22 protein-coding genes are annotated in these 24750 nt (G+C 57.8%); 3 read left to right on the top strand and 19 right to left on the bottom strand.

Features of this window, described 5'->3' with window-relative positions:
- Nucleotides 1–88 precede the first annotated feature (88 nt).
- The 13 genes from ribA to ACONT6_RS01970 all read right to left on the bottom strand — a co-directional run bounded on the left by ribA (nt 89) and on the right by ACONT6_RS01970 (nt 11258).
- Nucleotides 89–697, bottom strand: coding sequence for a GTP cyclohydrolase II (gene ribA, locus ACONT6_RS02030; RefSeq protein WP_428820219.1), 609 nt, complete (start codon nt 695–697; stop codon nt 89–91).
- A gap of 32 nt (nt 698–729) precedes the next feature.
- Complete coding sequence (locus ACONT6_RS02025; protein WP_428820218.1) at nt 730–1377, bottom strand: retropepsin-like aspartic protease family protein; 648 nt, start codon at nt 1375–1377, stop codon at nt 730–732.
- Between the two features lie 12 nt (nt 1378–1389).
- Complete coding sequence (locus ACONT6_RS02020; protein ID WP_428820217.1) at nt 1390–1872, bottom strand: phosphatidylglycerophosphatase A family protein; 483 nt, start codon at nt 1870–1872, stop codon at nt 1390–1392.
- A gap of 18 nt (nt 1873–1890) precedes the next feature.
- Nucleotides 1891–2880: a thiamine-phosphate kinase gene (gene thiL / locus ACONT6_RS02015; protein WP_428820216.1), complete on the bottom strand. Its 990-nt coding sequence runs from the start codon at nt 2878–2880 to the stop codon at nt 1891–1893.
- Between the two features lie 8 nt (nt 2881–2888).
- The gene (gene nusB, locus ACONT6_RS02010) at nt 2889–3329 is read right to left on the bottom strand and encodes a transcription antitermination factor NusB (RefSeq protein ID WP_428820215.1); all 441 of its coding nucleotides are present in this window, start codon (nt 3327–3329) and stop codon (nt 2889–2891) included.
- A 17-nt stretch (nt 3330–3346) separates the two neighbouring features.
- Nucleotides 3347–3817, bottom strand: a complete 471-nt coding sequence (gene ribH, locus ACONT6_RS02005; RefSeq protein ID WP_078085154.1) for a 6,7-dimethyl-8-ribityllumazine synthase — start codon at nt 3815–3817, stop codon at nt 3347–3349.
- Nucleotides 3818–4026: 209 nt separating this feature from the next.
- Nucleotides 4027–5142: a bifunctional 3,4-dihydroxy-2-butanone-4-phosphate synthase/GTP cyclohydrolase II gene (gene ribBA / locus ACONT6_RS02000; protein ID WP_181254221.1), complete on the bottom strand. Its 1116-nt coding sequence runs from the start codon at nt 5140–5142 to the stop codon at nt 4027–4029.
- 137 nt (nt 5143–5279) lie between these two features.
- Nucleotides 5280–5942: a riboflavin synthase gene (locus ACONT6_RS01995; protein WP_428820214.1), complete on the bottom strand. Its 663-nt coding sequence runs from the start codon at nt 5940–5942 to the stop codon at nt 5280–5282.
- A gap of 10 nt (nt 5943–5952) precedes the next feature.
- Nucleotides 5953–7086, bottom strand: coding sequence for a bifunctional diaminohydroxyphosphoribosylaminopyrimidine deaminase/5-amino-6-(5-phosphoribosylamino)uracil reductase RibD (gene ribD / locus ACONT6_RS01990; protein ID WP_428820213.1), 1134 nt, complete (start codon nt 7084–7086; stop codon nt 5953–5955).
- On the bottom strand, nt 7083–7571 hold the full coding sequence (gene nrdR, locus ACONT6_RS01985) for a transcriptional regulator NrdR (protein WP_181254224.1): 489 nt from the start codon (nt 7569–7571) through the stop codon (nt 7083–7085). Before nrdR ends, ribD begins: the two co-directional genes overlap by 4 nt.
- 89 nt (nt 7572–7660) lie before the next feature.
- A complete protein-coding gene (locus ACONT6_RS01980; protein WP_428820212.1) occupies nt 7661–8758 on the bottom strand; it encodes an extracellular solute-binding protein in 1098 nt (365 codons plus the stop codon).
- Nucleotides 8759–9162: 404 nt separating this feature from the next.
- Entirely contained in the window at nt 9163–10428 is a 1266-nt protein-coding gene (gene glyA / locus ACONT6_RS01975; RefSeq protein WP_181254226.1) for a serine hydroxymethyltransferase, read from the bottom strand.
- Nucleotides 10429–10760: 332 nt separating this feature from the next.
- A complete protein-coding gene (locus ACONT6_RS01970) occupies nt 10761–11258 on the bottom strand; it encodes an outer membrane beta-barrel protein (RefSeq protein ID WP_428820211.1) in 498 nt (165 codons plus the stop codon).
- A gap of 250 nt (nt 11259–11508) precedes the next feature.
- Between ACONT6_RS01970 and ACONT6_RS01965 the strand changes: the two genes are divergently transcribed.
- Together ACONT6_RS01965 and ACONT6_RS01960 are read left to right on the top strand one after the other, a co-directional pair.
- Nucleotides 11509–11901, top strand: a complete 393-nt coding sequence (locus ACONT6_RS01965; RefSeq protein ID WP_428820210.1) for a hypothetical protein — start codon at nt 11509–11511, stop codon at nt 11899–11901.
- A gap of 198 nt (nt 11902–12099) precedes the next feature.
- The gene (locus tag ACONT6_RS01960; RefSeq protein WP_428820209.1) at nt 12100–12666 is read left to right on the top strand and encodes a hemerythrin domain-containing protein; all 567 of its coding nucleotides are present in this window, start codon (nt 12100–12102) and stop codon (nt 12664–12666) included.
- 27 nt (nt 12667–12693) lie between these two features.
- Here the strand turns inward: ACONT6_RS01960 and fnr are convergent, their stop codons facing one another.
- The 4 genes from fnr to ACONT6_RS01940 all read right to left on the bottom strand — a co-directional run bounded on the left by fnr (nt 12694) and on the right by ACONT6_RS01940 (nt 17159).
- On the bottom strand, nt 12694–13422 hold the full coding sequence (gene fnr / locus ACONT6_RS01955) for a fumarate/nitrate reduction transcriptional regulator Fnr (RefSeq protein WP_428820208.1): 729 nt from the start codon (nt 13420–13422) through the stop codon (nt 12694–12696).
- Nucleotides 13423–13512: 90 nt separating this feature from the next.
- Nucleotides 13513–14958, bottom strand: a complete 1446-nt coding sequence (hemN, locus tag ACONT6_RS01950; protein ID WP_428820207.1) for an oxygen-independent coproporphyrinogen III oxidase — start codon at nt 14956–14958, stop codon at nt 13513–13515.
- A gap of 130 nt (nt 14959–15088) precedes the next feature.
- Nucleotides 15089–15997: a 3-hydroxyisobutyrate dehydrogenase gene (gene mmsB, locus ACONT6_RS01945; protein ID WP_428820206.1), complete on the bottom strand. Its 909-nt coding sequence runs from the start codon at nt 15995–15997 to the stop codon at nt 15089–15091.
- A gap of 58 nt (nt 15998–16055) precedes the next feature.
- On the bottom strand, nt 16056–17159 hold the full coding sequence (locus ACONT6_RS01940) for an enoyl-CoA hydratase/isomerase family protein (protein WP_428820205.1): 1104 nt from the start codon (nt 17157–17159) through the stop codon (nt 16056–16058).
- 576 nt (nt 17160–17735) lie between these two features.
- Here ACONT6_RS01940 and ettA point away from each other — a divergent pair.
- Nucleotides 17736–19400: an energy-dependent translational throttle protein EttA gene (gene ettA, locus ACONT6_RS01935; RefSeq protein WP_428820204.1), complete on the top strand. Its 1665-nt coding sequence runs from the start codon at nt 17736–17738 to the stop codon at nt 19398–19400.
- 157 nt (nt 19401–19557) lie between these two features.
- On the opposite strand, the gene ACONT6_RS01930 is transcribed toward ettA, so the two are convergent.
- Both ACONT6_RS01930 and ACONT6_RS01925 read right to left on the bottom strand, forming a co-directional pair.
- Nucleotides 19558–22545: a TonB-dependent receptor gene (locus ACONT6_RS01930; RefSeq protein WP_428820203.1), complete on the bottom strand. Its 2988-nt coding sequence runs from the start codon at nt 22543–22545 to the stop codon at nt 19558–19560.
- A gap of 710 nt (nt 22546–23255) precedes the next feature.
- The gene (locus ACONT6_RS01925; protein WP_428820202.1) at nt 23256–24332 is read right to left on the bottom strand and encodes a glycoside hydrolase family 2 protein; all 1077 of its coding nucleotides are present in this window, start codon (nt 24330–24332) and stop codon (nt 23256–23258) included.
- Nucleotides 24333–24750 lie beyond the last annotated feature (418 nt).

Genomic DNA, 24750 nt, shown 5'->3' with positions numbered 1-24750 from the left:
CAGGATAGCTGAAGCGAAGGTCCTGATATCGGGACCTTCGCACTCCAGTGTTGCGCCTTAGTGGCGCTTTGGGAGTAAAGAGAGAAAGTTACTTTTCTGAACTCTCTTCATCGTCAAAGAGATGTCCCAGCTTACCCTTCTTGGTAGAGAGATAATTGGTGTTGTGCGGGTTGCGGCCACTCTGGTGCGGCAGGCGCTCAGTCACATCGACACCCAGATCCTCCAGCGCCTTTACCTTGCGCGGATTGTTCGTCATCAGGCGGATGGACTTGATGCCCAGGTGATCGATCATCGGCTTCAGGATCGAGTAATCCCGCATATCTGCACCAAAGCCCAGACGCTCATTTGCCTCTACCGTATCCGCCCCGCAATCCTGCAACTTGTATGCACGGATCTTGTTCAGCAGACCAATTCCACGCCCCTCCTGACGCAGGTAAAACACCGCACCGCGTCCCTCCGTCGCAATCCGGTGCAACGCATACTGTAACTGCGCACCGCAGTCGCAGCGCAAAGAAAACAGCGCATCGCCGGTCAGGCACTCCGAGTGAATACGGGCCAGTACCGGCGCATCAGTATCCAGATCACCCATGCTCAGAACGACATGTTCCTTGCCGGTTTCCACTTCCTCGAAACCGTGCATCTCAAACATTCCCCAGGACGTGGGAAGCTTTGAGGATTCCACATAACGAATGGTCAAACTGATACCTCGCGTTCCATCAAAATTCGTCATCAATCGCGCGCGCGCAGCAGTAACAGGCCATCCTGTTGCTGCATATCCACGCGGCTCAAAAAACTGTTACCCAGCAGAGTCACCTGCGGGAAATCATTGCCGAGTACTGTCGCATCCACATTGTGTACGGTGATACCGCCAATGGTGACGCTGGAGAGCTGTAACTTGTAAGCGCGCTCAATACCGCTGGCCGTAGATACCGTCATCGGCTGCGCTCGGGCCAGGTCCAGGCCGAGACTTTTAGCGGTGGGGTAATTAAACGCGATACTGGTCGCACCGGTGTCCACCATCACATTGACCCGGCGCCCGTTGATCCAGGCTACGGTACTGTAGTGACCGCCACCGTCGGCGCTGAGCCGAACCTCTGCCCGCTCCACCGTCGCATAATTGGCGGCAACCGGCGCGGCCAGGGTCAGTTTCTGTGCGCGACCATCGATCTCTACCAGCGCATGCTCACTGGTGACAGACACCAGTTTTACCCCCTCCGGGGAGGTCTTGCCGGATTTCAGCATGCGTCGCTTGCCATCAATCTCGAACATGGCACTGCTACCGAAGATCGCCTGCAGGCGGACCTCCGCGGCCGAGGCCAATCCCGGCACGCCAGCCGCCAGTGCCGTCAGTACAAAACCTGTTACCAATCTTTTCATGGGCTTCCTGCCTCAGAATGTGTCTAACAGTAGCGCTGTTCCCTGCAATACCAGGGCAGCGTAGATACCCGCCAGTATATCGTCGAGCATAATCCCCAGACCACCGTGTACCCGGCGGTCGGCCCAGCCGATGGGCTGCGGTTTGGCGATATCAAAGATACGGAACAGTACAAACCCGTACAGGGCCCACATCCAGCCGACTGGTGCCATAAACATGGTCAGCCAGTAGCCGACAAACTCGTCCCATACAATGCCACCGTGGTCGTGCACGCCGAGCTTTTTCGAGGCGGCACCGCACAGGTAGCAGCCGAACGCGAAAGTAATCGCGATCACCCCGAGGTAGGCAGCCGGTGACAGGAACTGCAGGCCATACCAGAGGGGAATGGCGGCAATGGTCCCGAAGGTACCCGGGGCTTTGCGGGCCAGGCCGGAGCCGAACCCGAAAGCGAGAAACAATACCGGGCTGCGGATCAGTTGTGCGAATGTCGGTGTCATGTGATTGTGTTCCGCCGTTCAGAAATGCCGATAGCCGGTGACCCGGGGTTGCCACGTCTGCCCGTTTAACTGGCAGTGAATACCCGGCACGCTGCGCATGCGGCCGACGGCACTAATCGGAAGTTTTAGTTGTTGTACGGCTGAAAGATGTTCGTCCGGTACGGTAAAACAGAGCTGGTAATCATCACCGCCAGTGAGCGCGGTCTCCAGCGCGGTTTCTGGATCCATGGCCGCGGCCAGTTCAGCAATCGGAAACCGGTCCAGGTCCAGCTGGGCACCGAGATTGCTCGCACTGCAGATATGCCCGAGGTCTGCGAGCAATCCGTCGGAAATATCCAGCGCGGCGCTGGCGTAAGGCCCTATGGCGCGCGCCACCGAAAACTGGGGCTCGGGAAAATAGTAGGCGTCCTCCGCCTGTTGCCGCTGCTCCGCACTTGGCTCAAGGTCACCCAGAACAATGGGAAGGCCTGCCGCAGCGGCACCGAGTTTGTTCGACACGAATATATGATCGCCACTGCCGGCACCATCCCGTCGCAGCGGTCGCTCACAGGCGCCGGTAACCTGGATGGTGATGGAAAGCGGCCCCTTGGTCGTATCGCCACCGACCAGGGTGATACCGAATAGTCGCGCGGTATCGGCCAAGCCTCTGGCAAAAGGTTCAAGCCATTCCGCATTGCTCTCGGGGAGGGTAAGCGCGAGGGTAAACCACAAGGGTTCGGCGTTCATCGCCGCGAGATCGGAGAGATTCACTCTCAGGCTGCGGCTGGCGATCCGATAGGGGTCGGCAGCTGCGGGAAAATGTACATCTGCTACCAGGGTATCGACGCTGGTAGCAAGCATTTTCCCGGCCGGGGGCACCAGGAGGGCACAGTCGTCGCCGATGCCCAGTTCCACGCTGCTTTGCGCGGCATTTCCCCGGGCAACCGGTTTGCCAGCTGGCTGGGCGCCGGTCTGAAAGTGGGAGGTAAAATACTCCCGTATCAGTTCAAACTCACCGGGCCCGGCCATATTTCCGCTCAGCCTTTATCGGCCTTTACTTCGACGCTGCGCTCTGTGGCCGCAACCTTGTCGAGGATGCCGTTGATAAATTTAAAGGCGTCGGTGGGGCCGAATTTCTTGGCCAGTGAGACGGCTTCGTTAATGACGACCTTGTAAGGTACGTCTACCCGGTTTTTCATTTCGAAGGTGGACATACGCAGCAGGGCGCGGGACACCGGGTCCAGTTCTTCGACGTCGCGGTCGAGGTACTGGCTGTAGGCGCCTTCAATTTCGTCGAGGTTTTTCGCTACGCCGTGGAGCAGTTCGCGAAAATAGGCCACGTCGGTTTTGCTCATGTCATTGTCGGCATGAAACTCGGCCTCGATGGCATTGAGGTTGGAGCCGGCCATTTGCCACTGGTACAGGGCCTGCATGGCGTAGTGACGCGCCTTGCGGCGGGCGGATGCGGTTACGGTCATTTCAGTCGTTTCTCAATTCAGATTTTGCCGATCAGGGAAACCATTTCGAGCGCGGTTTCGGCGGCTTCACAGCCTTTGTTGCCGGCTTTGGTTCCGGAGCGCTCTATGGCCTGTTCGATGCTGTCTACGGTGAGTACGCCGAAGGTGACGGGGATGCCGGTATTCATGGATACCTGCGCGAGACCTTTGGTACATTCGCCGGCGACATACTCAAAGTGCGGGGTGCCACCGCGGATAACGGCGCCCAGTGCAATGATGGCGTCGAACTTTTTGCTTTCGGCAATTTTCTGCGCAGCGAGCGGGAATTCGAAGGCGCCCGGGGCGTAGTAGATGGTGATATCTTCGTCCTTGATACCTTTACGACGCAGGGTATCCAGGGCGCCGTCTTTGAGGCTTTCCACAACAAAGCTGTTCCAACGGCTCACCAGCAGCGCGTATTTACCAGTGCTGCCTACGAAATCCCCTTCGATTACTTTGATATTGCTCATGGTCTGTTTCCGTTTCTGCTATTCCACTTCGGGCCTTGCTGGAGCTTCGGCCCTGCTTTAGTGGCGGCGGCGCACCGGGGATCAGTTTTCAGGACCGCTGTAAACCCATCCCTGGGTGCTGCGGCGCACACCTCCTGTTTGCGACGCTCCTGAAAACTGATCCCCGGCACCCCGCCTTCGATTTGAACTTTCGAGTTTTACCTGACCGATTAAATCTCTTCTGCGTTCAGATACTCTTCCACTTCCAGATCGAAACCGGAGATGGCACTGAATCTGAAGGGCGCACTCATCAGGCGCATCTTGCGTACTTTCAGGTCGCGCAGGATCTGGGAGCCGGTACCAACCTGCTTGTACACCAGGTCCTGGCTGGGGCGCTGCTGCTTGCCACTGATCAGCCAGTCGATGCTCTCTTCAATTTCATCGGTGGTTTCGTTGTGACAGATCACTACCACCACACCCTTGCCCTCTTCGGCGACTTTTTTCAGTGCGTTGCGGAAGGTCCAGGGTTCATATTTCTCATCGCCGCGGCGCAGGGAGAATACGTCCCGCAGGGTGCTGGCAACGTGTACCCGCACCAGGGTCGGCTCTTCCGGCTGGAACTCGCCGAGGCTGAAGGCAAAGTGACGCTCGCGACGGGCTTTGTCGAGATAGGTACGCAGTTTGAATTCACCGAATTCGGTCTGTACGTTGCGCTCGTTGACGCATTCGACGGTTTTTTCGTTCAGCGCGCGGTAGTTGATCAGGTCGGCGATGGTGCCGATCTTGAGGTTGTGCTGCTGCGCGAATTTTTCCAGGTCCGGGCGGCGGGCCATGGTGCCGTCTTCATTCATGATTTCGACAATCGCGGCGGCGGGCTCAAATCCGGCGAGGCGCGCGAGATCGCAACCGGCTTCGGTGTGTCCTGCACGGCTTAGCACACCGCCCGGCTGGGCCTTGATCGGGAAGATGTGGCCGGGCTGGACGATGTCCGACGGCTTGGCGTTGCGGGCGACGGCCGCGCGAATAGTGCGCGCGCGGTCGGCGGCGGAAATGCCGGTGGTTACGCCTTCTGCGGCTTCGATGGAGACGGTGAAGTTGGTGCTGAACTGGGCGCCGTTGTCGCGGGACATGAGCGGCAGGTCGAGTTGTTCACAGCGGTCGCCGGTCAGCGTCAGGCAGATCAGGCCACGGGCATGTGTTGCCATGAAGTTGATATCTTCCGGCCGGACCTGCTCGGCTGCGATCACGAGGTCACCCTCGTTTTCACGATCCTCGTCGTCCATCAGGATTACCATTTTGCCCTGACGGATGTCGTCGATCAGTTCTTCAACGCTATTCAGTTCCATAAAACCTCTGGTCTACCCGATGAAACATCGGCCTCATCATTCAAAGTTTGTTCATGCCTCAAATCCCGGGGGCAAATGGCCACCCGGTGTCGGTACCGCCACAAAGCGGCCCTCTGCCATCCCGATTTAGCTTTCTATCAAGCTTTGTAAAAACCGTGCTGCGCCAGGAACTCCATCGTCAAACCTTCGCTGCTTGGCTTGGCGGCAGCATCTCCCAAGAGTAGCCGCTCCAGGTAGCGCGCAATCAGGTCGACCTCCAGGTTCACCTTGGTGCCCGCCTGGTAACCACCAATCACGGTTTCAGCAATCGTATGCGGCACGATGGTAAGCTCGAACTCGGCACCGTCCACCGCGTTTACCGTAAGGCTGGTGCCGTCTATGGTAATCGAGCCCTTGTGGGCGATGTACTTGGCCAGTTCATCCGGGGCGCGCAGGCGGAACTGCTCCGCGCGGGCAGTGGTTTTGCGCCAAACCACCTCGCCGATGCCATCCACATGGCCACTCACCATATGACCGCCTAGGCGGGTCTGTGGGGTGAGCGCCTTTTCCAGGTTTACCTTGTCGCCAAGCTTCCAGCTACCGACACTGGCCACCGTCAGGGTCTCCGCGGAAACGTCCGCCCAGTAGCCATCTCCCGGCAGCTCCACCACCGTCAGGCACACGCCATTGGTGGCAATACTGTCGCCCAGCTTCACGTCGGACAGGTCCAACTTGCCGGATTTCACCCGTACACACAGGTCGCCACCGCTGGGTTGCAGGGCGGTGATTTCGCCAACAGCCTCAATAATTCCGGTAAACATCTGGATACCTTTAACGCTCGATATCTGTCGTTGCGGTAATGCGCCAGTCGTGGCCGACTGCGCGCATATCGGTAATGGTGATCGGCAGCACGGAGCCCATGCGCGCGATCGGCAGCTCGAACAGCGGCCGTGCGCTGGAGCCGAGAATCTTGGGCGCCAGGTAGACGATGATCTCATCCACATGCCCCTGGTACATGAATTCGCCTGAGAGGGTCGCACCGCTCTCCACCAGCACTTCATTGCACTCGCGGCGGGCAAGCTCTTTCAGCAGCTCACCCAGGTCCACGCGGCCGTTCTTGTCCGCGGGCAGTGCCAGCACCTCGGCGCCGGTCTTCTCCAGACGCGCGCGGCGCTCATCATCGGCCGCATCGGTGGTGACCACCAATGTGGGGGCGCCACCCTGCAAAATAAAGGCTTTGGCGGGAGTGCGCAGTTTACTGTCGACAATCACCCGCAGCGGCTGCTTTTCGGCCGCGGCGGCGGCCTCCGCGTCCGGCAGAGCCATCTCTTCCGGGCGCACGTTCATATTCGGGTTGTCGTGGCGCACGGTATCCACACCGGTGATCACCGCGCAGCTGCGCGCGCGCAGGTTCTGGACATCGGCGCGGGCGGCGGGACCGGTGACCCACTTTGACTCACCACTGTCCATGGCCGTGCGGCCATCGATACTCATCGCCGATTTGCTGCGCACCAGTGGCAGGCCAAGGGTCATACGCTTGATAAACCCGGGATTCAGCGCCCGGCAGGATTCTTCCAGCAACGGGCCTTCCACTTCAATGCCCGCATCGCGCAGTTTCTGTAACCCATTCCCACTGACGCTGGGGTTGGGGTCCTGCATACCGAAGACTACCTTGGCGACACCGGCGGCAATCAGGGCATCGGCGCAGGGCCCGGTCTTACCCTTGTGACTGCAAGGCTCCAGGGTCACATAGACGATGCTGCCCCGGGCTTTATCTCCGGCATCTTTCAACGCCTCCACTTCGGCATGGCCCTCACCGGCGCGCCGATGCCAGCCCTGGCCGAGAATATTGCCCGCACTATCGGCGATCACGCACCCGACGCGGGGATTGGGCATGGTGGTGTACATACCGCGCTCAGCCAACTGGATGGCGCGCGCCATCAGCTCCCGGGGAGAAAAGCTCATCCCTCCTCCTTTTGAGATGCGCCCTTGCCCGTCTCGCGGGTATTGAGGCGTTCGATCTCCTCGCTGAAGTCGCTAACGTCTTCGAAACGGCGGTATACGGAAGCGAAACGCACAAACGCGACCTGATCCAGCTCGCGCAGCTGTTCCATCACCAGCTCGCCAATGTGCATCGCCGGGAGTTCGCGCTCACCGGTAGCCTGCAGGGCGTGTTTGATCTGGGCGACAGCAGCTTCTACCCGCTCAGTGCTGACCGGGCGTTTCTCGACTGCGCGCTGGATACCGGCGCGGAGCTTGTCTTCGTTGAAGGGTTCGCGCTGGCCGTTCTGTTTGACGACACGGGGCAGGACCAGCTCGGCGGTCTCGAAGGTGGTGAAGCGCTCGTGGCACTGCAGGCACTCGCGACGGCGGCGCACCTGGTCGCCATCGGCCACCAGGCGGGAGTCTACGACTTTGGTTTCATCTGCGCTGCAGAATGGACAGTGCATGGGGAGTAGGCCCTATCGGAAAATGCGCGGAGTTTACCACACGTCAACCATTTAGGCCTGAACTGCCCCCGGGCACTAATTAGCGGTCCTTAGATGTCTTCGCGCTCGATAATCCGCTGCCACAGCTTGTGACGCAGCGCGAGGATACGGGACTTGGTCGCCGCCGGGATCCAGGTGCGCTCGAGCAGGTCCGGGCTGGGGTAAACGATGGGATTATCCCGCAGCGCCGGATCGACGAGATCCTGGGCGTCCATGTTTGCGTTCGCGTACTGGGTCTCATTGCTGATATTGGCAATGACGTCCGGACGCATCAGATAATTGAGAAACTCGTAGGCGGCATCGACATTGGGGGCATTGGTGGGCATGGACACCACATCGATCCACAGGGGGAAGCCCTCTTTCGGCATCACATAGCGGATATCGAAAGGCTTGCCCGCCTCTTCCGCCATCTGCTGCGCCACTAACACATCGCCGCTCCAGGCGTGGGCGATACAGCGCTTGCCACTGGCCAGGTCTTCCACATATTCGCCGGAGTCGAAATCGGTGACATGCAGGCGCACCTTGGACAGCAGGTTCGCGACCATGAACTGGTGCGCCATGCTCATGGAGTTGGGGTCTTTACCCAGGTACTTGAGCGCCACATCGAAGATTTCTTCTGGGGACCGCATCAGGGTCGCATTGCAGTGATCCAGCTTGCCGAGGTTCTCCGGCTCGAACAGCAGGTCCCAGCTGTCCTCAGGTAGCACTCCACCGAATGCCTTGCGCACCGCCTGCACGTTGTAGCCGATACCCACGGTACCCCACAGATACGGGAAGGCGTATTCATTGGCCGGGTCGAACAGTGCCAGACGCTGCATGAACTCGGGGTCATTTTGCTCCCAATTGACGATACGGCTGCGATCGAGCTTCTGCAGCTGCCCCGCGGCAATGTATTTGGGAATGTTGTCGGAGCCGGGCACGATGACGTCAAACTGACGCCCCTCTTTCAGCCAGACCTCCTCCAGCTCTTCGATATCGTCGAATTCGAAGTAGTGCACCTTGATGCCGCTGGCGGCTTCAAAGTTGGCGATGGTGTCCTCGGCAATGGATTCAGACCAGTTGGCAAAGTGGAGTTCTCTCGCCTGGGCTTGAACGCCGAACCCGATGGCAGTGGCCAGAATGACCAGTAGTTTGAATAGTGGGCGCATGCTCTACTCTCGCTCCGCAGCTGTGCTGCACGGTTGTCCAGCGCTGACCGCCGTGCATTCCAGCCACTGGCAGCAAGCATCGAATCCTGAAACCGCTTGGACCCGAAAGTACCGGTCGCTTGCGCGAACCTCTGTTGAGCAACGCATCCTTCGTGCTACAGATACCGGGTGCAAATTCCGAGCCGGCTCCGGTGAGCCCCCGGATTAGTACCGAATGAAACAATAACTGAATTTCAATTCGGTTTTCGAGGGCGCGTATTAAAACAGAAACTGGCGGTCATTTCACAGACCGGAGGACGATTTCCTGCATTTGCCCACCCAGAAAACAAAAACGGCCCCTTGAGGGCCGTTTTCGAAGAACCCGGCACTGGCCGGGTTCACTGTACTTTCCGTCGACTGTGCGATCAGCCTTTGTAGACCGGGAACTTGGCGCAGATTTCCAGAACCTTGGCTTTCACCTCGGCGATGGTGGCGTCTGCATTGCCCTTCTCCAGCGCGTCCAGCACGTCGCAGATCCAGTTGGTGAGCTGCTTGGTCTCTTCCACACCGAAACCACGAGTGGTGATCGCCGGGGTGCCGACACGCAGGCCACTGGTGATGAACGGGGAGCGCGGATCGTTGGGAACGGCGTTCTTGTTCACGGTGATGTTGGCGTTGCCCAGGGCTTCGTCCGCATCCTTGCCGGTGTACTCTTTACCGATCAGGTCAACCAGCATCAGGTGGTCGTCAGTACCGCCGGAGACGATGTTGATACCGCGGTCGAGGAAGGTCTCGGCCATGGCGCGGGCATTCTCTACCACTTTCTGCTGGTAGGCCTTGTATTCCGGGGTCATGGCTTCCTTGAAGGAAACCGCTTTGGCCGCGATCACGTGCATCAGCGGGCCGCCCTGACCGCCCGGGAATACCGCGCTGTTCAGTTTCTTCTCGATCTCTTCATTGGCCTTGGCAATGATGATGCCGCCGCGCGGGCCGCGCAGGGTCTTGTGGGTAGTGGAAGTCACGACATCTGCGTGGGGCACAGGCGACGGGTAAGCGCCAGCGGCAACCAGACCGGCAACGTGGGCCATGTCGACCATCAGGTAGGCGCCCACCTTGTCGGCGATGGTGCGGAAACGGGCCCAGTCCATGATGCGGCTGTAGGCGGAGAAACCGGCAACGATCATCTTCGGCTTGTGCTCCAGTGCCAGGCGCTCCACTTCTTCGTAGTCCACTTCGCCGGTTTCCGGATTCAGACCGTACTGCACTGCGTTGTAGATCTTGCCGGAGAAATTCACCTTGGCACCGTGGGTCAGGTGACCGCCGTGGGCGAGGCTCATGCCCAGCACGGTGTCGCCTGGGGCGCACAGGGCCTGGTATACGGCGGCGTTGGCCTGGGAGCCGGAGTGGGGCTGGACGTTGGCGTAGTCGGCGCCGAACAGTTCCTTGGCGCGCTCGATGGCCAGGGCCTCTACCTTGTCGACGTACTCACAGCCACCGTAGTAGCGCTTGCCGGGGTAACCTTCCGCGTACTTGTTGGTGAGGCTGGTGCCCTGGGCTTCCATCACCTGCGGGCTGGTGTAGTTTTCCGAGGCGATCAGCTCGATGTGTTCTTCCTGGCGGCGGTCTTCGTCCTGAATGGCGGACCACACATCCGGGTCGTATGAAGCAAGAGTGACGGATTTATCAAACATGGTGTTCCCTCGGATGATAAGGCGCGAATCGCGCTAGCATAATCTCGACAAGGGCAAATCCCGACCTATTTGTGACCGGCCCGCCCCCAGAAAGCGGCGCATTGTACACCAACGGAGAGCCCGCGGCGCAAAGGGTGCACATGAAACAAATTCAATTCAGCGCCCCGCGCAATTCAAGTTGCTCAGCGCAGTGCTGAACCCGGGCGGTACAGGATTCCGCCCCCCGGAAACGCAAAACGCGACCCGAGGGGTCGCGTTCTGATACTGGCAGCCACCTGTCCCTTACCAGCTGATCAGGTAGAAGCGCCAGTCTCTGGAAGCAGGGTATTGCCTCAGAAGCGGAATACCAGGGTGCCGGACCAGAAATCCACATCCTCTTCCACCAGCGTGTATTCGGCTTCCAGGTTAACGGTCTCGGAGAGATTGAAGCCCAGGCCCAGACCTGCAGACAGGCCGGAATCACTTTCTTTCTCGCCTTCGAAATCGACACTTTCGTTCAGCACACCCAGGCGGCCCTTGAAGTAGAGGTCGCCCTGGCTGCGGTAGGTCGCGTAGGCGCCAAAGGTGGAAATGGAGTAATCCCAGCGGAAGTCACCCCAACCGCTGTTAAAACGCGCTTCACCATCTACCAGGGAAGTGGTGTATTCGCCTTCCAGGCCGAATCCAGAATTCCAGGTATAACCAGCGCGGATGCCCGCATTGAACGGGCTATCGCCATTAATGGAGGTCTTCATCAGGCCCGCCACGGTACCGAAGTAACCGCCTTCACTGGCCTGAACAGAAATTGAACAACCCAGCATCACCGCTGCCGCTAAAACTTTTTTCATCATGTTATTTATGCCCCAAAAGCATCGTGTTTATTTTGCGGGCGGCATTCTAATGAAATAAATTTGGCGCCAACAGCCCCCGGCCATTACACGCGATTACAGCGGCAAGTGAGATCCGACTGTTCCCGTCAGCCGTAAACAGGCAGATACCCATTTGTTGAGAGAGCACTGCAATCTAAATGACATGCAGTTGCAACGGAGGTTTGATAGTTTGGTAAAAAAACACAGAAGAGTAATAAATATGAAGTCTCGAATGAGTTTATTGCTGCCCCTGGCCCTGCTCACTGCCTGTGCCGCCAACCCGGCGCAGCAGGCGGTTACCGCCACGGGGACCCTGGTGCAGGAAAACGGCAAGTTTTACCTGCTCGGTGAGCAGGACCGCTACCACATGAACCGCATGCCGCAGCTCAACTACAACACTTATCTGGGGCAGGAACTGCTGGTAGAGGGTGAGATTCCCCGTTATTGCCACCAGGCCTGGCAGGACTCTGTGGTAAACGTGCAAGGCGGCGCCGAGATGGTCGACCTGAACAAGGTGGACTGGTCTGATTGCCTGGCACCGGACAAGGTCAGCCTGGTCACCGGCGATGGCCTCCAGCTCGTGTACGACTGGGAAGAAATCGAGCTGCGCGACTACCACTTTTAAACATGCCTGTTTTGGGGTGCGCCGCCTGCTAACGGCGCACTTCAGCCCCCCCCCGCACCCACGCCGGCCGTTCACTGTTCGAGCAGCCGACGCCTACCGCAACACGAAGTTGTTGCGCCTTGACCCAGATCAAGCGCCTTTCACGATGGAAGACAACAATGGGTTGTCGATTGTCATTACCCGTCAAGGAGGCACGATATGAACGGTATCTACCGACAGCTCTGTGATGACCACAAGCACATGCAGAACCTGCTGGATGCGTTTGAGCTGCTGTTACAAGAGTTGGCTCAACAGGATCGCGATCCCGCGACCCTGAGCATGATTCTCGATGCGCTGGATTACTTCTCCGTTTACCCGGACCAGTGGCACCACCCGGTGGAGGACCTGGTATTCGAACAGTTGCTGGGTAAACCGCTGGATATTAGGGATGTGGTGGAGCAGATATCCCGGGAACACCGGGCTATCGCCGAGGCCACACGCAGTATGAACCGGCTCTTTTATGCCGTCGCCAATGATGCCGCCGTGGAACGGGAACAGCTATTCAGTACCGCTCGCGAGTATATTTCCCTGCAGCGCGAACATATGCGAAAAGAAAATGAGATATTGCTGCCACTGGTCAACCAGTACCTGACAGAAACCGATTGGGAAGAAGTCACCGCAGCCCTGGCGGACAGGCAGAGCTGTCATTTCCATCGCGGCGTCAAGCGTCTCTACGAGGCTATCTATCAGGATCTCGCGGAGAATAAAGTGACGACAGCCTGTTGAGCAGGGACTGGCCGCTTCACGAAGCGGTCAGTCGTTTTCGTAACTGCAGTGGGTGCCCGCCAGCTCGCTGAGCGCGATCAGATCGAGAATGGTAATCGCCCTGCCCTGTACACGGATCAGGCCCTGCTTCTGGAAGCGCGAAATCAACCGGCTGACCGTTTCCGCGGTCAGGCCCAGATAGTTGGCGATGTCGATCCGCTGCATGGACAGTTTGAATTCGCTGGCGGAGTAGCCGCGACGGGCGTAGCGGCTGGAAATATTAATCAGCAGCGCCGCCAGGCGGCTTTCCGCCGAGCGCTTGCCCAACAGCAACAGCACATCGCTGTCCTGCTTCAGCTCTTCGGAAAAAATGTTGTAGATCTGCTTCTGCAGTGCCGGCACCTGCTGCGCCAGGTTCTCCAGCTGGGTGAACGGCAGTACACACACGCTGCTGTCTTCCAGCGCTTCCGCGTAGCCCGGGTGCGAACCACCACTGTAGGCATCCAACCCCAGCAGTTCACCGGGCAGGGCAAAATGCGTGACCTGGGTATCGCCATCGGCACCGATCACCGCCGACTTGAAGCTGCCGGAACGGATCGCGTACAGATTGGAAAAGGGATCGCCGGCGCGAAACAGGGTGTCTCCCGCCTTAAGGATTTTCTTCTTGCGCGTCACCTGTTCGAGGCGCTCGATGTCCTCCTCCGCCAGGCCCACGGGCAGGCACAGCCTTCTGACCGAACAACTTCCACAATTGACCGCGGTTGAGGGTTTCGACATTGTCTCTTCCATTTCCCGAATTCAGGGCACAAGCATTGCTTAAATCAGGGGCACAAACGCCCATGTCAAAATTGTATCCCCATCGCCCTTTTAAAGCACACGGGAGTATTGGGCCGCAGTTTCACTGCCGTGCAGGTAGCGATCAAAAGCAGAGGCAATATTGCGCAAAAACCAGCGGCCACGCTCTGTGACTTCCAGGTCATCATCCGTGTTGAGCAACAGCCCGTCCGCAATCAAGGGCTGTAATCGCGCCAGCTCCGGCGCAAAGTAGGCCGCGAAGGGACGCCCGATGCGGGCTTCCACATCGCGTTTGCGCAGCCGGAGATGGCACATCAGCTCCATGATCATCCACTGGCGCACGCGATCATCATCATCCAGCTGCCAGCCGCGACAGATTGCCTGGCCGCTTTCAGAAATTGCCCCGGCATACTCCTTCTGCCCGTGGTGGTTCTGCCAATAGCCATCGCGGCTGTAGCTGATCGCCGAGGCGCCGAGGCCCACTAGCGCATCCGCCGGCATCAACGTATACCCCTGGAAGTTGCGCGCCAGCTGACCCCGTGTGGCAGCGGCAGCCATGGGATCATCCGGGCGGGAAAAGTGGTCCATCCCCAGGAACAGGTATCCCGCATCGATCAGCCGGCGACTTGCCGCCAGTTGCATGGCGATCTTCGACTCGGGGGACGGGATCAGGTCCGTACTGATCAGGCGCTGCGCCTTGAACCGCTGCGGCAGGTGCGCGTAGTGATACAGCGCAATGCGATCCGGGGCCAGGTCGATCACCGTGTCGATGGTGCGCTCGAGACTCTCCACGTCCTGTCCCGGTAGCCCGTAGATCAGGTCGTAGGAGATGGAGCGAAAGCCGCGCTCGCGTGCCGCATGGGTAAGCGCCCGCACCTGCTCGGGCGGACAGATCCGGTTGATGGCGCGCTGCACATCCGGGTTAAAGTCCTGAATCCCCATACTCAGCCGGTTGAATCCCAGGCCTCGCAGCGTATCCAGGGTTTCCACTTCCAGTACCCGCGGATCGGCCTCAATGCTGTACTCCGCATCCTCTCCGGGCTGCAGCGCGAACACTTCCTGCAGGCCGTGGATCAGGCGGGTCAGATCGCTGTCGTTCAGGTAGGTCGGCGTGCCGCCGCCTAAATGCAACTGCGTCACCGGAACGTCGGCGACCCGCTCCCGGTACCACTGCGCTTCCTGCAGCACCCGGTCCAGATAGGTAGAGGCGAGACCGTACTGACGGGTGATCACCTTGTTACAGGCGCAGAAATAACACAGGGAACGGCAGAACGGGATATGCACGTACAGCGACAATGTCTGCACATCCTGCAGTGCCTCCCAGGGTTTTCCACCGGACTCCGGCGAGCCGGTGCCAGCACTCAGCGGCACAAACCGGTCGGCGGTGGGGTAAGAGGTATAGCGCGGACAGGGGCCGGCATAACGCGCCAACAGCGCCTGGGATAACGCCGAAGAAATAGCGGTAGATACCGCCGGGTCACTGGCGCTGTCAGCGCCGGCAAAGCTGTTTTCGTCCATTGACGGGTAACCTGTGATCCAGATTCATCGAGCGGGAATGTCGGATCGGGCAAAGGTACCCGTCTGGCAGAGACCGGCGCTTGATACAGATCAATTGCCGGATCATTGCCAAAACATACAGGATTTCCCGTTAGTCCCCCACCGGACGCCGGAACAGGTTCTGGATACTGGAGAAGTCCAGCGCACTGTTGATCGGGTCGCCGCCGTGTAGTTGATACAGGTTTTTCGCAAGTGCCCCCAGCGGCGTCGAAGACGCACTGCCAGCAGCGGTGTCCATGGCGAGCCCCAGATCCTTGAGCATCAGCGCCACCGAAAAACCGCCCTCGTAATTGCGCGACGCGGGTACATTTTCCATGACCCCGGGATAAGGATTGTATTTTTCCAGTGACCAGTTGCCGCCGGAACTGACGCCCATGATCTGTGACAGAACATTCGGGTCCAGCCCGTTGTCCACCCCCAGTTGCAGGGCTTCAGCGGTTCCGATCATATGGATGGCGAGCAGCATGTTGTTACAGATTTTCGCTATCTGGCCGCTGCCCGCGGGCCCGGCGTGAAAAATATTCGCACCCATGGCCGCCAGTACCGGGCGCGCCCGCTCCACCGCCGCCGCTTCGCCGCCGCACATAAATGACAGACTGCCCGCAGCGGCCGCCGCAGTGCCACCGGACACCGGCGCGTCCACCGCATCGATGCCGCGCTCACCGGCGGCGGCAATCACCTGGCGGGCGTCTTCGGCGGCAATGGTGGAACAATCGATCAGCAGCACCTCCGGACCCATCGCCTGCAGCAGGCCGTGCACGCCAAGGTACAGGGAGCGCACGGCTTCGCCACTGGGCAACATGGATATCACCACATCTGCACCTTCGATAGCGGCCTCGGCACTGGCGGCTTTGGTGCAACCACTGGCTACAGCCCTGTCGAGCACCGCGCTGGAAAGATCAAAGGCGGCGACCGGGAATCCCTTCTTCACCAGATTCGCCGCCATTGGGCCACCCATGTTGCCGAGGCCGATAAAGGCGATTTTGTTTACTTCTGCCATTCTGTTTTCTCCTTTTATTATTTTTCTTGCAACGCTCCGTTACCCGGAAAATCACCCGCTATAAATCTGCCAGCGGATTGGTCTCCCAGGGCTGCTTAAAACACGCAGCCACCAGCTCTGGTGTAACACCTTCCAGCGTCGCGGGCTGCCACTGGGGATTGCGATCCTTATCAATCAACAGTGCACGCACCCCTTCTTTTACCTGCCCATTGCTGCACATGTTGACCGCGAGGGCCAGTTCCATTTGCAACACTTCGGCAAGGGACATGTGCCGAGCCCGCCGCAACTGTTCCCAGACGACACCCGCGGTAAGCGGGCAGCCGGCTTTCAGCGTCGCGGCAGCGCGCTGCAGCCAGGAGTCTTCACCAGCGTAATTGACGATAGTTTGATAAACGTCGGCAAGGGTCGGCGCGTCCGTCAGTTGCTGGATAACATCGTAGTGCGCGCGCAGGTTGGACGCGGGTCGCTGGTCCTGCGCTATTTCGTTGGCCTGAACCGCTCTACTGACCAGCACTCCATTCTGCTCGGCGTCTGCAGAGAATGTCTGCCGGGCGAGGCTGGAGAGAAGCGCATCCTTGTCTGCGCTCGCGACCATGCGATCGGCCATTCCCGCATAGATGGCATCACTGCCGTTAAACTGGGCTCCGGTGAGGCCAAGGAACAGGCCGATACGCCCGGGCATGCGATTCAGGAACCAGCTGCCGCCGACATCGGGGAACAGGCCGATGGTGATTTCGGGCATGGCCATGCGCGTGGTTTCGCTGACGATCCGGTGGCTGGCGCCACTCATGATGCCAATACCGCCGCCCATGACAATACCGTTGCCCCACACGATGATGGGCTTGGGATAGGTGTGGATACGGTAGTCGAGGCGATACTCCCGGGTGAAGAAGTCCTGCACAAACTGGCTCGCACCCTGATCCCCGTAGCTACCGGATTCCCGATGCAACGCCACCACATCTCCGCCCGCACACAGGGCCTTTTCCCCTGCCCCTTCGATCCAGATACAGGCGACACTGTCGTCGGCTTCCCACTGGTCCAGCTGGGCAGCCATCCGGTCGATCATGTCGAGGTTGAGTGCATTCAGGGCTTTGGGCAGATTGAGCGTCAATTTGCCGATGGGGCCCTGACGGTCGACGATAAGGAGTGATTCCTGGGTCATACTGGTTCCCGGTTGTCTTATTTGGGGCAAAGTTAAACATAGATGGGATGGTGGTGGCATTACCTCCTGCTTCCCTTCCTTGTTTAGCCTGGGGCACGCGGGTTCAGTGGTGCGCCTTACCTCACCCTCAGTGGCGGCGGAGCACCGGGGGAAAGGTTTCAAAACCGCCATAAATACATCCCTGTAGGCTGCGTCGACGACATCCCTGTCGCCGACGCTTTTGAAACCTTTCCCCCGCCACTCCGCCTTCGCATCTACAGCAACGCTACGTTGCACGACGACTCCGCAGTGAACAGAAACTACAGTTCTCGATGCGAAGGCGCTGATACCGGTAAAACCCTCGCAAGACCTTCACCGCCATGGATGGCGGTGCAGAGCCCCAGGGATGGGTGCACGGCGTGTCTTGCGAGGGTTTTACCGGTAGCAGGGCCGCCAAAGGACTGCCCGAGGACCAACGTAGGACAACCAACTAACCACCATAACAATTGCCAATAAACAACGTGAAAGAGCAGGTTGAACTTTCCCACCAAACTGCTAACTTGCGCGCAAATTCTGACCGACTGGAATGATGCTCTAATGGCTGAATACGTATACACAATGAACCGCGTGGGCAAGGTTGTTCCGCCCAAGCGTGAGATTCTGAAAGATATTTCCCTGTCCTTCTTCCCTGGCGCTAAAATTGGCGTTCTCGGCCTGAACGGCGCCGGCAAATCCACCCTGCTGCGCATCATGGCCGGGGTCGACCAGGACTATAACGGCGAAGCCCGTGCCATGCCCGGCATCAAGGTCGGCTACCTGCCCCAGGAACCGCAGCTGGACCCGGCCAAGAACGTGCGCGGCAACGTCGAAGACGGTATGCGCGAAGCCATCGACGCCCTCGCCGGCCTCGAGCAGGTCTATGCCGACTACGCCGAGCCCGACGCCGACTTCGACGCCCTGGCCAAAAAGCAGCAGCAGTACGAAGACGTGATCCAGGCCTGGGACGCCCACAACATGGAGCACCGCCTCGAAGTGGCTGCCGACGCTCTGCGCCTGCCGCCGTGGGATGCCGATGTGAACAACCTGTCCGGTGGTGAAAAGCGCCGTGTGGCCCTGTGCCGCCTGCTGCTGTCCCGCCCCGACATGCTGCTGCTGGACGAACCCACCAACCACCTGGACGCCGAATCCGTGTACTGGCTCGAACGCTTCCTGCACGACTTCGACGGCACCGTGGTAGCCATTACCCACGATCGCTACTTCCTCGACAATGTGGCCGGCTGGATTCTGGAACTGGACCGCGGCCACGGTATTCCCTGGGAAGGTAACTACACCACCTGGCTGGAACAGAAAGAGAAGCGTCTGGAGCAGGAACAGAAAGGCGAACAGGCGCGCGCTAAAGCCATGCAGAAAGAACTGGAGTGGGCGCGCCAGAACCCGAAGGGCCGCCAGTCCAAGAACAAGGCCCGTCTGTCCCGCCTGGAAGAAATGCAGTCCCAGGAATTCCAGGCCCGCAACGAGACCAATGAGATCTACATTCCACCGGGCGAGCGCCTGGGTGACAACGTGATCGAACTGAACCATGTGAGCAAGGCGTTCGGCGATCGCGTGCTGATTGACGACCTGTCGTTCCGCGTACCCAAAGGTGCCATCGTCGGTATCGTCGGCGGCAACGGCGCCGGTAAATCCACACTGTTCCGCATGATCAATGGCAAGGAACAACCGGATTCCGGCGAGATCAAGATCGGTGAAACTGTGAAAATCGCCAGCGTCGACCAGAGCCGCGAAAACCTGGACGACAACAAAACCGTGTGGGAAGCCGTGTCCGACGGACACGATATGCTCAAGATCAACAACTACGAAGTGGGCTCGCGCAACTATATCGGCCGATTCAACTTCAAGGGCAGTGACCAGCAGAAACGCGTGGGCGAACTGTCCGGTGGTGAGCGCGGCCGCCTGCACCTGGCGGTCACCCTGAAGCAGGGTGCCAACGTACTGCTGCTGGACGAACCGTCCAACGACCTCGACATCGAAACCCTGCGCGCCTTGGAAGAAGCCCTGCTGAGCTTCCCCGGCTGCGCCATGGTGATCTCGCACGATCGCTGGTTCCTCGACCGGGTAGCGACCCACATTCTGGCCTATGAAGGCGACAGCAAGGTGGTGTTTTTTGAGGGCAACTACACCGAATACCACGAGGACTTCGTGGCCCGCAACGGTGAAAATGCCACGCCGCACCGGATGCAGTACAAGAAGATCAAGACCTGATTTTTCGTACGCATTCAAACTAAAAAAGCCTGCATTAATGCAGGCTTTTTTATTTTCAATTTGCACAAAAAAGCCCCGACCGGAATGGCGGGGGCATCAATCGGGATGCATTTTGAAGCGGCCCCCTGGGGGGCCGTTTTGAGAGGATTATTGATTATCAGAAGTCGTAAGACGCGCTCAGCTGTACATAACGCGGAGTCTGATAGCCCTGCGGGATACGATAGGTGTTGCTCACCGTATACGGAGAGTCTTCTGAGGTAACGTCCAGCTGGGTTGCCTTGGTTTCGTTCAGGAGATTGAACACGTTCATGCTCAGACGCAGCTTGTTGTCCATGAATTCGGGCGTGTAAGTCAGGCCCATATCCAGGGTGCGAGTCCACGGTGTACGCTCCTTGCCCGGCTCGGAAACGGAACCGAAGCAGGTGTGGTAGCTAGCGCCGTAACCCACGGGGTCACCCGCTTCAGAGGCTTCATCCACGGTGCCGTCCGGGTTGAAGAAGCCAAGACAGCTGACCGGCATACCGGACAGGATTCGCGCATTGGCGCTAACCAACAGCTCTTCGGTAATTGCGTAGCTGCCGCGAATCTTCAACTGGTGGCGACGGTCGTTAGCCAGGTAACCATCAGAGAACTGCATCAACTCTGCCACATCCCAATCCTGGGTTTTGGAGATGTTGTCCTGACCGAATTCGGACTTCACCTGACCTTCAGTATTACCTTGCAACTTACTGTAGGTGTAATCCACGCGGGCCTCCCACTTACCATCGAACGGACGCTCGATGAACAGGTCTACCGCAGTGTATTCACGCTTCAGGTCGGGCATGCCCCAGTCGTCGGCGGTCATGGTCACCTCGGTACGAGTACCGTCCGGGTTACCATTTTCGTCGAAGTTGGCCATGCTGAAGGTGTTGGTGCCACCCGGGTTGAACATGTAGCAGTACTGCCAGTCGACGCGATCGGGGTTAACACCCTGCTCTTCCAGCTTGTCGATCATGCGGTAGGGATCACACACGTCGTCGATGCCGGATTTCAGGTCGCGGAAGGTGAACTTACCACCGTAGGTCCAGTCATCACCCAGCATTTTTTCAAAGCCGACGATGTATTCATCCTGGTACATGTTTTCCAGGTCCGCGGGCGCAAACGCCAGCGGGTCGATTGCCTGTCCGTACTCGCCGTTGGCAGATACCGGGCCCGGGCCCAGTGCAGTCAGGCCAGTGGGCGCACCGGTTTCAGCATCAACACCAGAATAAGTGAAGTACTCACGGGTGTAGGTAGAAGCGGACGCACCGCGAATCGCCACGTTGTTCGGCATTGCCAGATAATAGCGACCGGCGTTGGCATACACTTTCAGAGAGGAATCACCGAATACGTCCCAGGCAGCGCCCAGACGCGGCGCCCACTGATCATCGGACTCCAGGTAGGGGTCGCCATCGAGGTTGTAGTTGGTGAACTTGTCGTTACGCAGTCCCAGGGACAGCAGAACTTCCGGGGTAACCTGCCAGCGATCTTCCAGGTAATAAGAATCCTGGTCCAGCTTCATGCTGGTGGCATCCTGGTACAGGTAACTCTGTACGTAGTATCCCTCACCGCCGGGGGCGCCAACATTCAGCGTCGCATTGATCGGATCATTGGGGTTGGCGGAACGGCTGTAAATCCATACATCGGTAACCTGGGAGGTACCTTCGTTGGCAGCCTCGAATTCCATGTTGTCGATACCGGCGGTCAGTGTGTGGTCACCCACTACCCACTCCAGGTTTACACGAATGCCATCGGTGTAGTCGTGCGCATTACGGCCTCGATAACCACCCGCGCGGTTCGCAACCGGGTTATCACCAACAATGGACGGATCCTGGTTGGTATAAGAGGAGATATACGGGAATACGCCATCGCCACCCAGCTCATCTTTATAGGAGAAGCTGCCATGACCGTACATCGCAGTCAGGGTCAGGGAGTCGGTCAGGTAACCGGTATAGTTAAGGATTGAGAACTCACTGCGGTTCGTCAGGCTGTTCGGCGCTGCTTCAAGAGGAGCCCCACGGGAAGCACTATCGAAATCCCACTCATTAAATGATCCCTCGGAGGTGTACTCCTCGCCCATGTAGGTGTATTCGAGCAGGTGGTCTTCGTTGATGTACCAATCCAGCTTCGCATAGACCTTGTTGTTCTCGTCATCCCAATCCGTAACCCGGGGAGTTCCGTCTGAATAGGGAGAGTTCTGAGACTCCTTCAGTTCGGTCTCGAAGGAAACAAACGCGAACAACTTGTCCTGAATCAGCGGGCCGCTGATATAGCCGGTATAGGTTTCGCTCCAGGAGAAATCTTCACTGCCCTCTTCGCGTTTGGTGCCCGCGAGATCCGGGTCGGTATATTCATAACCCTCCGGCAGATCCATGTTGGGGAAGTAGGTATCCGGCTTGCTGGACTTCAGGCCTTTCGGTTCGAACACCACCTGAGAGCCAAACTTCAGCTCGTTGCTACCGCGGGCACCAACCTGGTTGATAACACCGCCGGAAGAACGGCCGTATTTAGAGCCATAACCACCGGTAAATGTTTCCTGCTGAGAAATGGACGCGTAAGGCAGGCTGAAACCGCCGAGATTGGACAGCGGATCATTGGCAAGGAAACCATTGATGTAATAGGCATTTTCAGAAACACCGGCACCGCCAAAGGAAACCATGTTGCCGAAGTAACCGCTCGCCCCGGCATTCACACCCGGCGCCAGCAGGGCGATGTTTTCAGCGGAACGCCCCATGGGCAGGCGCTCAAGCTGTTCGGCAGTCAGCACCACGCGGGTATCGGTAGAGCTGACATCGATAGCCGGTCTCAACTCACCACCGACAACCGTTACCATTTCCATCTCGGCTTCAGCGTCGCCGAATGAAACTTCAGCACCGCCACCAACACGTACCGGAACACTGTGTGATCCCACAGTCTCACCGTCCTGTTTGGCGGTAACGACATAGTTGCCCACGGGCAGAGAGCCGACACTGTACCGACCGGATGCGTCTACCGTTACTGAACGGCTGAAGCCACTGTTGTTCTTGATAACAACCGTCGCGCCTTCTGGAGCTGAACCGTGGATAGAGCCCGTGGTACTTTGCGCATATGCACCACCGGCAACACACATACCGAGAGCAATGCTCAATGCTGAACGAACAAACTTGGACTTCGCCTGCGTAGGCTTAGCCTCCCCCTTACAGAAATTCGACCGGGTCATAATGGCTCCCTTTGTCATTGGATCTCTTGAATAAGCTGTTTTTATTAGGTTGATTAAGCCGCCAACCCGACGGCCTTTCCCTAACTTACAGACCCCTTACAAAAAAATCCCAGACAGCCATATACCCCTTTCGTGACTAAAATACTCACCGTCCAATTTGGTGCATACGATTCAAAACGCGCCACAATAAAGAAACGCGCGTCATGATATAAAATGCGCCAAAAGACATTTTTTACAGTGCAGCCTTCTAAAATCTCACAGCCCGCACCAAGGAGGATTCACCCGGCACCATCAATGTGCATCGAAACACTCAACCTAACCAACAACGCCTAGCCAATAAATAATCCCCAAATATCAAGAGAAACATTAATCACATCACTGTAAACGTTTACTTTTAGCAGCCGCAAAGCTTTTTGACTTTCCCGTTGTTAGAACGCCATTTTTAGCCCTGATATGTCCTGCCACTCCGATAAGGCAGGGAAAATTGATGAGAAGAAGAGAGACATAACTGGATATAAAAAAGGCAGCCTGAAGGCTGCCTCAAGAAGTGAATAGGACACCACGAACGATCAAAAAATAATCTCTGAAAGAAATTTTTATCTAGCCGGTAGCCACGTAAAACTACGTATACCTTGCCATTAGTTCGCCGTAGCAGTTTCCATTTCGTCGTAATATTTTTTCAATACGGTAAAGGCCTTCTTCTTATTGCCGTTCTCATCAATGATCCCTTTGCGGTTCCAGCCCTCCTGGTATTCCGGGTGATTCCGCTTCGGCGAACGGAAGTCCACCAGAATCCAGGGTGCAACACCGCTGAACCCTTCCGGCATACGCTCAAACATGGCGATCTGTTCCTGGTAGTACCACTCCTGATACTCCTCGCTCCAGCGGGTTTCGCGGTCAGCGTGGAAACCACCCTTGGCCCCGGCACCGGTCTCACTGATGATCAGCGGCTTGTCGTAATCCACTTCCCACTGCGCGGTTCGGCACATGTCCGGAGTGCCGCCATACCATCCCAGGTATTCATTGACCGACACGATATCGGTATAGGCTCCCAGAGGGTCATTGATGTGGTTGGTTTCCGGGTTGTAGTGCACTTCCAACGCGGCGGAAACCAGGCGACTGTCATCCAGGGATTTGGCCTTGTCGATCAGCGACTTCATAAATGCGGTACGCACGGGACTGACCGGGGTCTCGTTGCCGACGGACCAGATGATGATGGATGCCCGGTTGCGGTCGCGGGTGATCATTTCTTCCAGCTGAACCTTGGCCTTTTCCAGTACTTCATCGCTGCTGAAATCGATGGTCCAGTACACCGGGATTTCTGACCACACCAGGAAACCCATGGCATCGGCCAGTCGAGTGATTTCCTCGTTATGTGGATAATGCGCCAGGCGCAACATATTGGCGTTCAGCTCTTTGGCCCACCCCAGCAACTGCGCTGCATCTTCCTTGGTGTGCGCACGAAGCACATCCTGGGGAATCTCTTCGTGAATGGTCGCACCACGCAGGAAAACTTTCTCGCCATTCAGGTGGATCTCATTGCCTACCGCCTCGATCTTGCGGAAGCCGATACGGTCTGAAAGGGTTTCGCCGTTGTAGGCCAACTCCACGTCGTACAGTTTTGGATTTTCCGGCGACCAGAGTTCGAGATCTGCCAATTCGAGGTCAAACTCCAACCGTCCGCCAGTAACCTGATAATCACGCGTAAAATCCAACTCAGGCACTTTAACCGTCACAGTGCCTGCACCGGTATCCCGGTTGAGATCAACGCTGCCCTCGTAATAGGTCAATTCTTTTTTTTTGTGAGTTCCAGTCACCGGGAACCTTCAGTGAATTGGACGGATGGTAGCCATGTTCCCGTCGCTCTGAGCGATGCCGAGTGACGGGATTGTTCCAGTAGGCTTCCGGATCCCCCTCGCTTCGCTCGGTAAAGCGGTAGGTGTAAAAGCCCGTATCGTAGGGGGCCACGATGTACTACCAGGTACCATTCAAGGAAATTGCATCCCTGCTACCTGTATTGACTATCAGTTTTTCACTTGCCATTGCCGGTACGGCAACCATTATGATGGCTAAGAAAGTGGTAATTTTTTTGAACATAGATATTCCGTTTTTTAGAAAAATAACGTCAAGCCG

This window comes from Microbulbifer sp. MCCC 1A16149 (genome assembly GCF_050368945.1).
Lineage (GTDB): Bacteria > Pseudomonadota > Gammaproteobacteria > Pseudomonadales > Cellvibrionaceae > Microbulbifer.
This window is presented reverse-complemented; position numbering and strand designations above follow the sequence as displayed.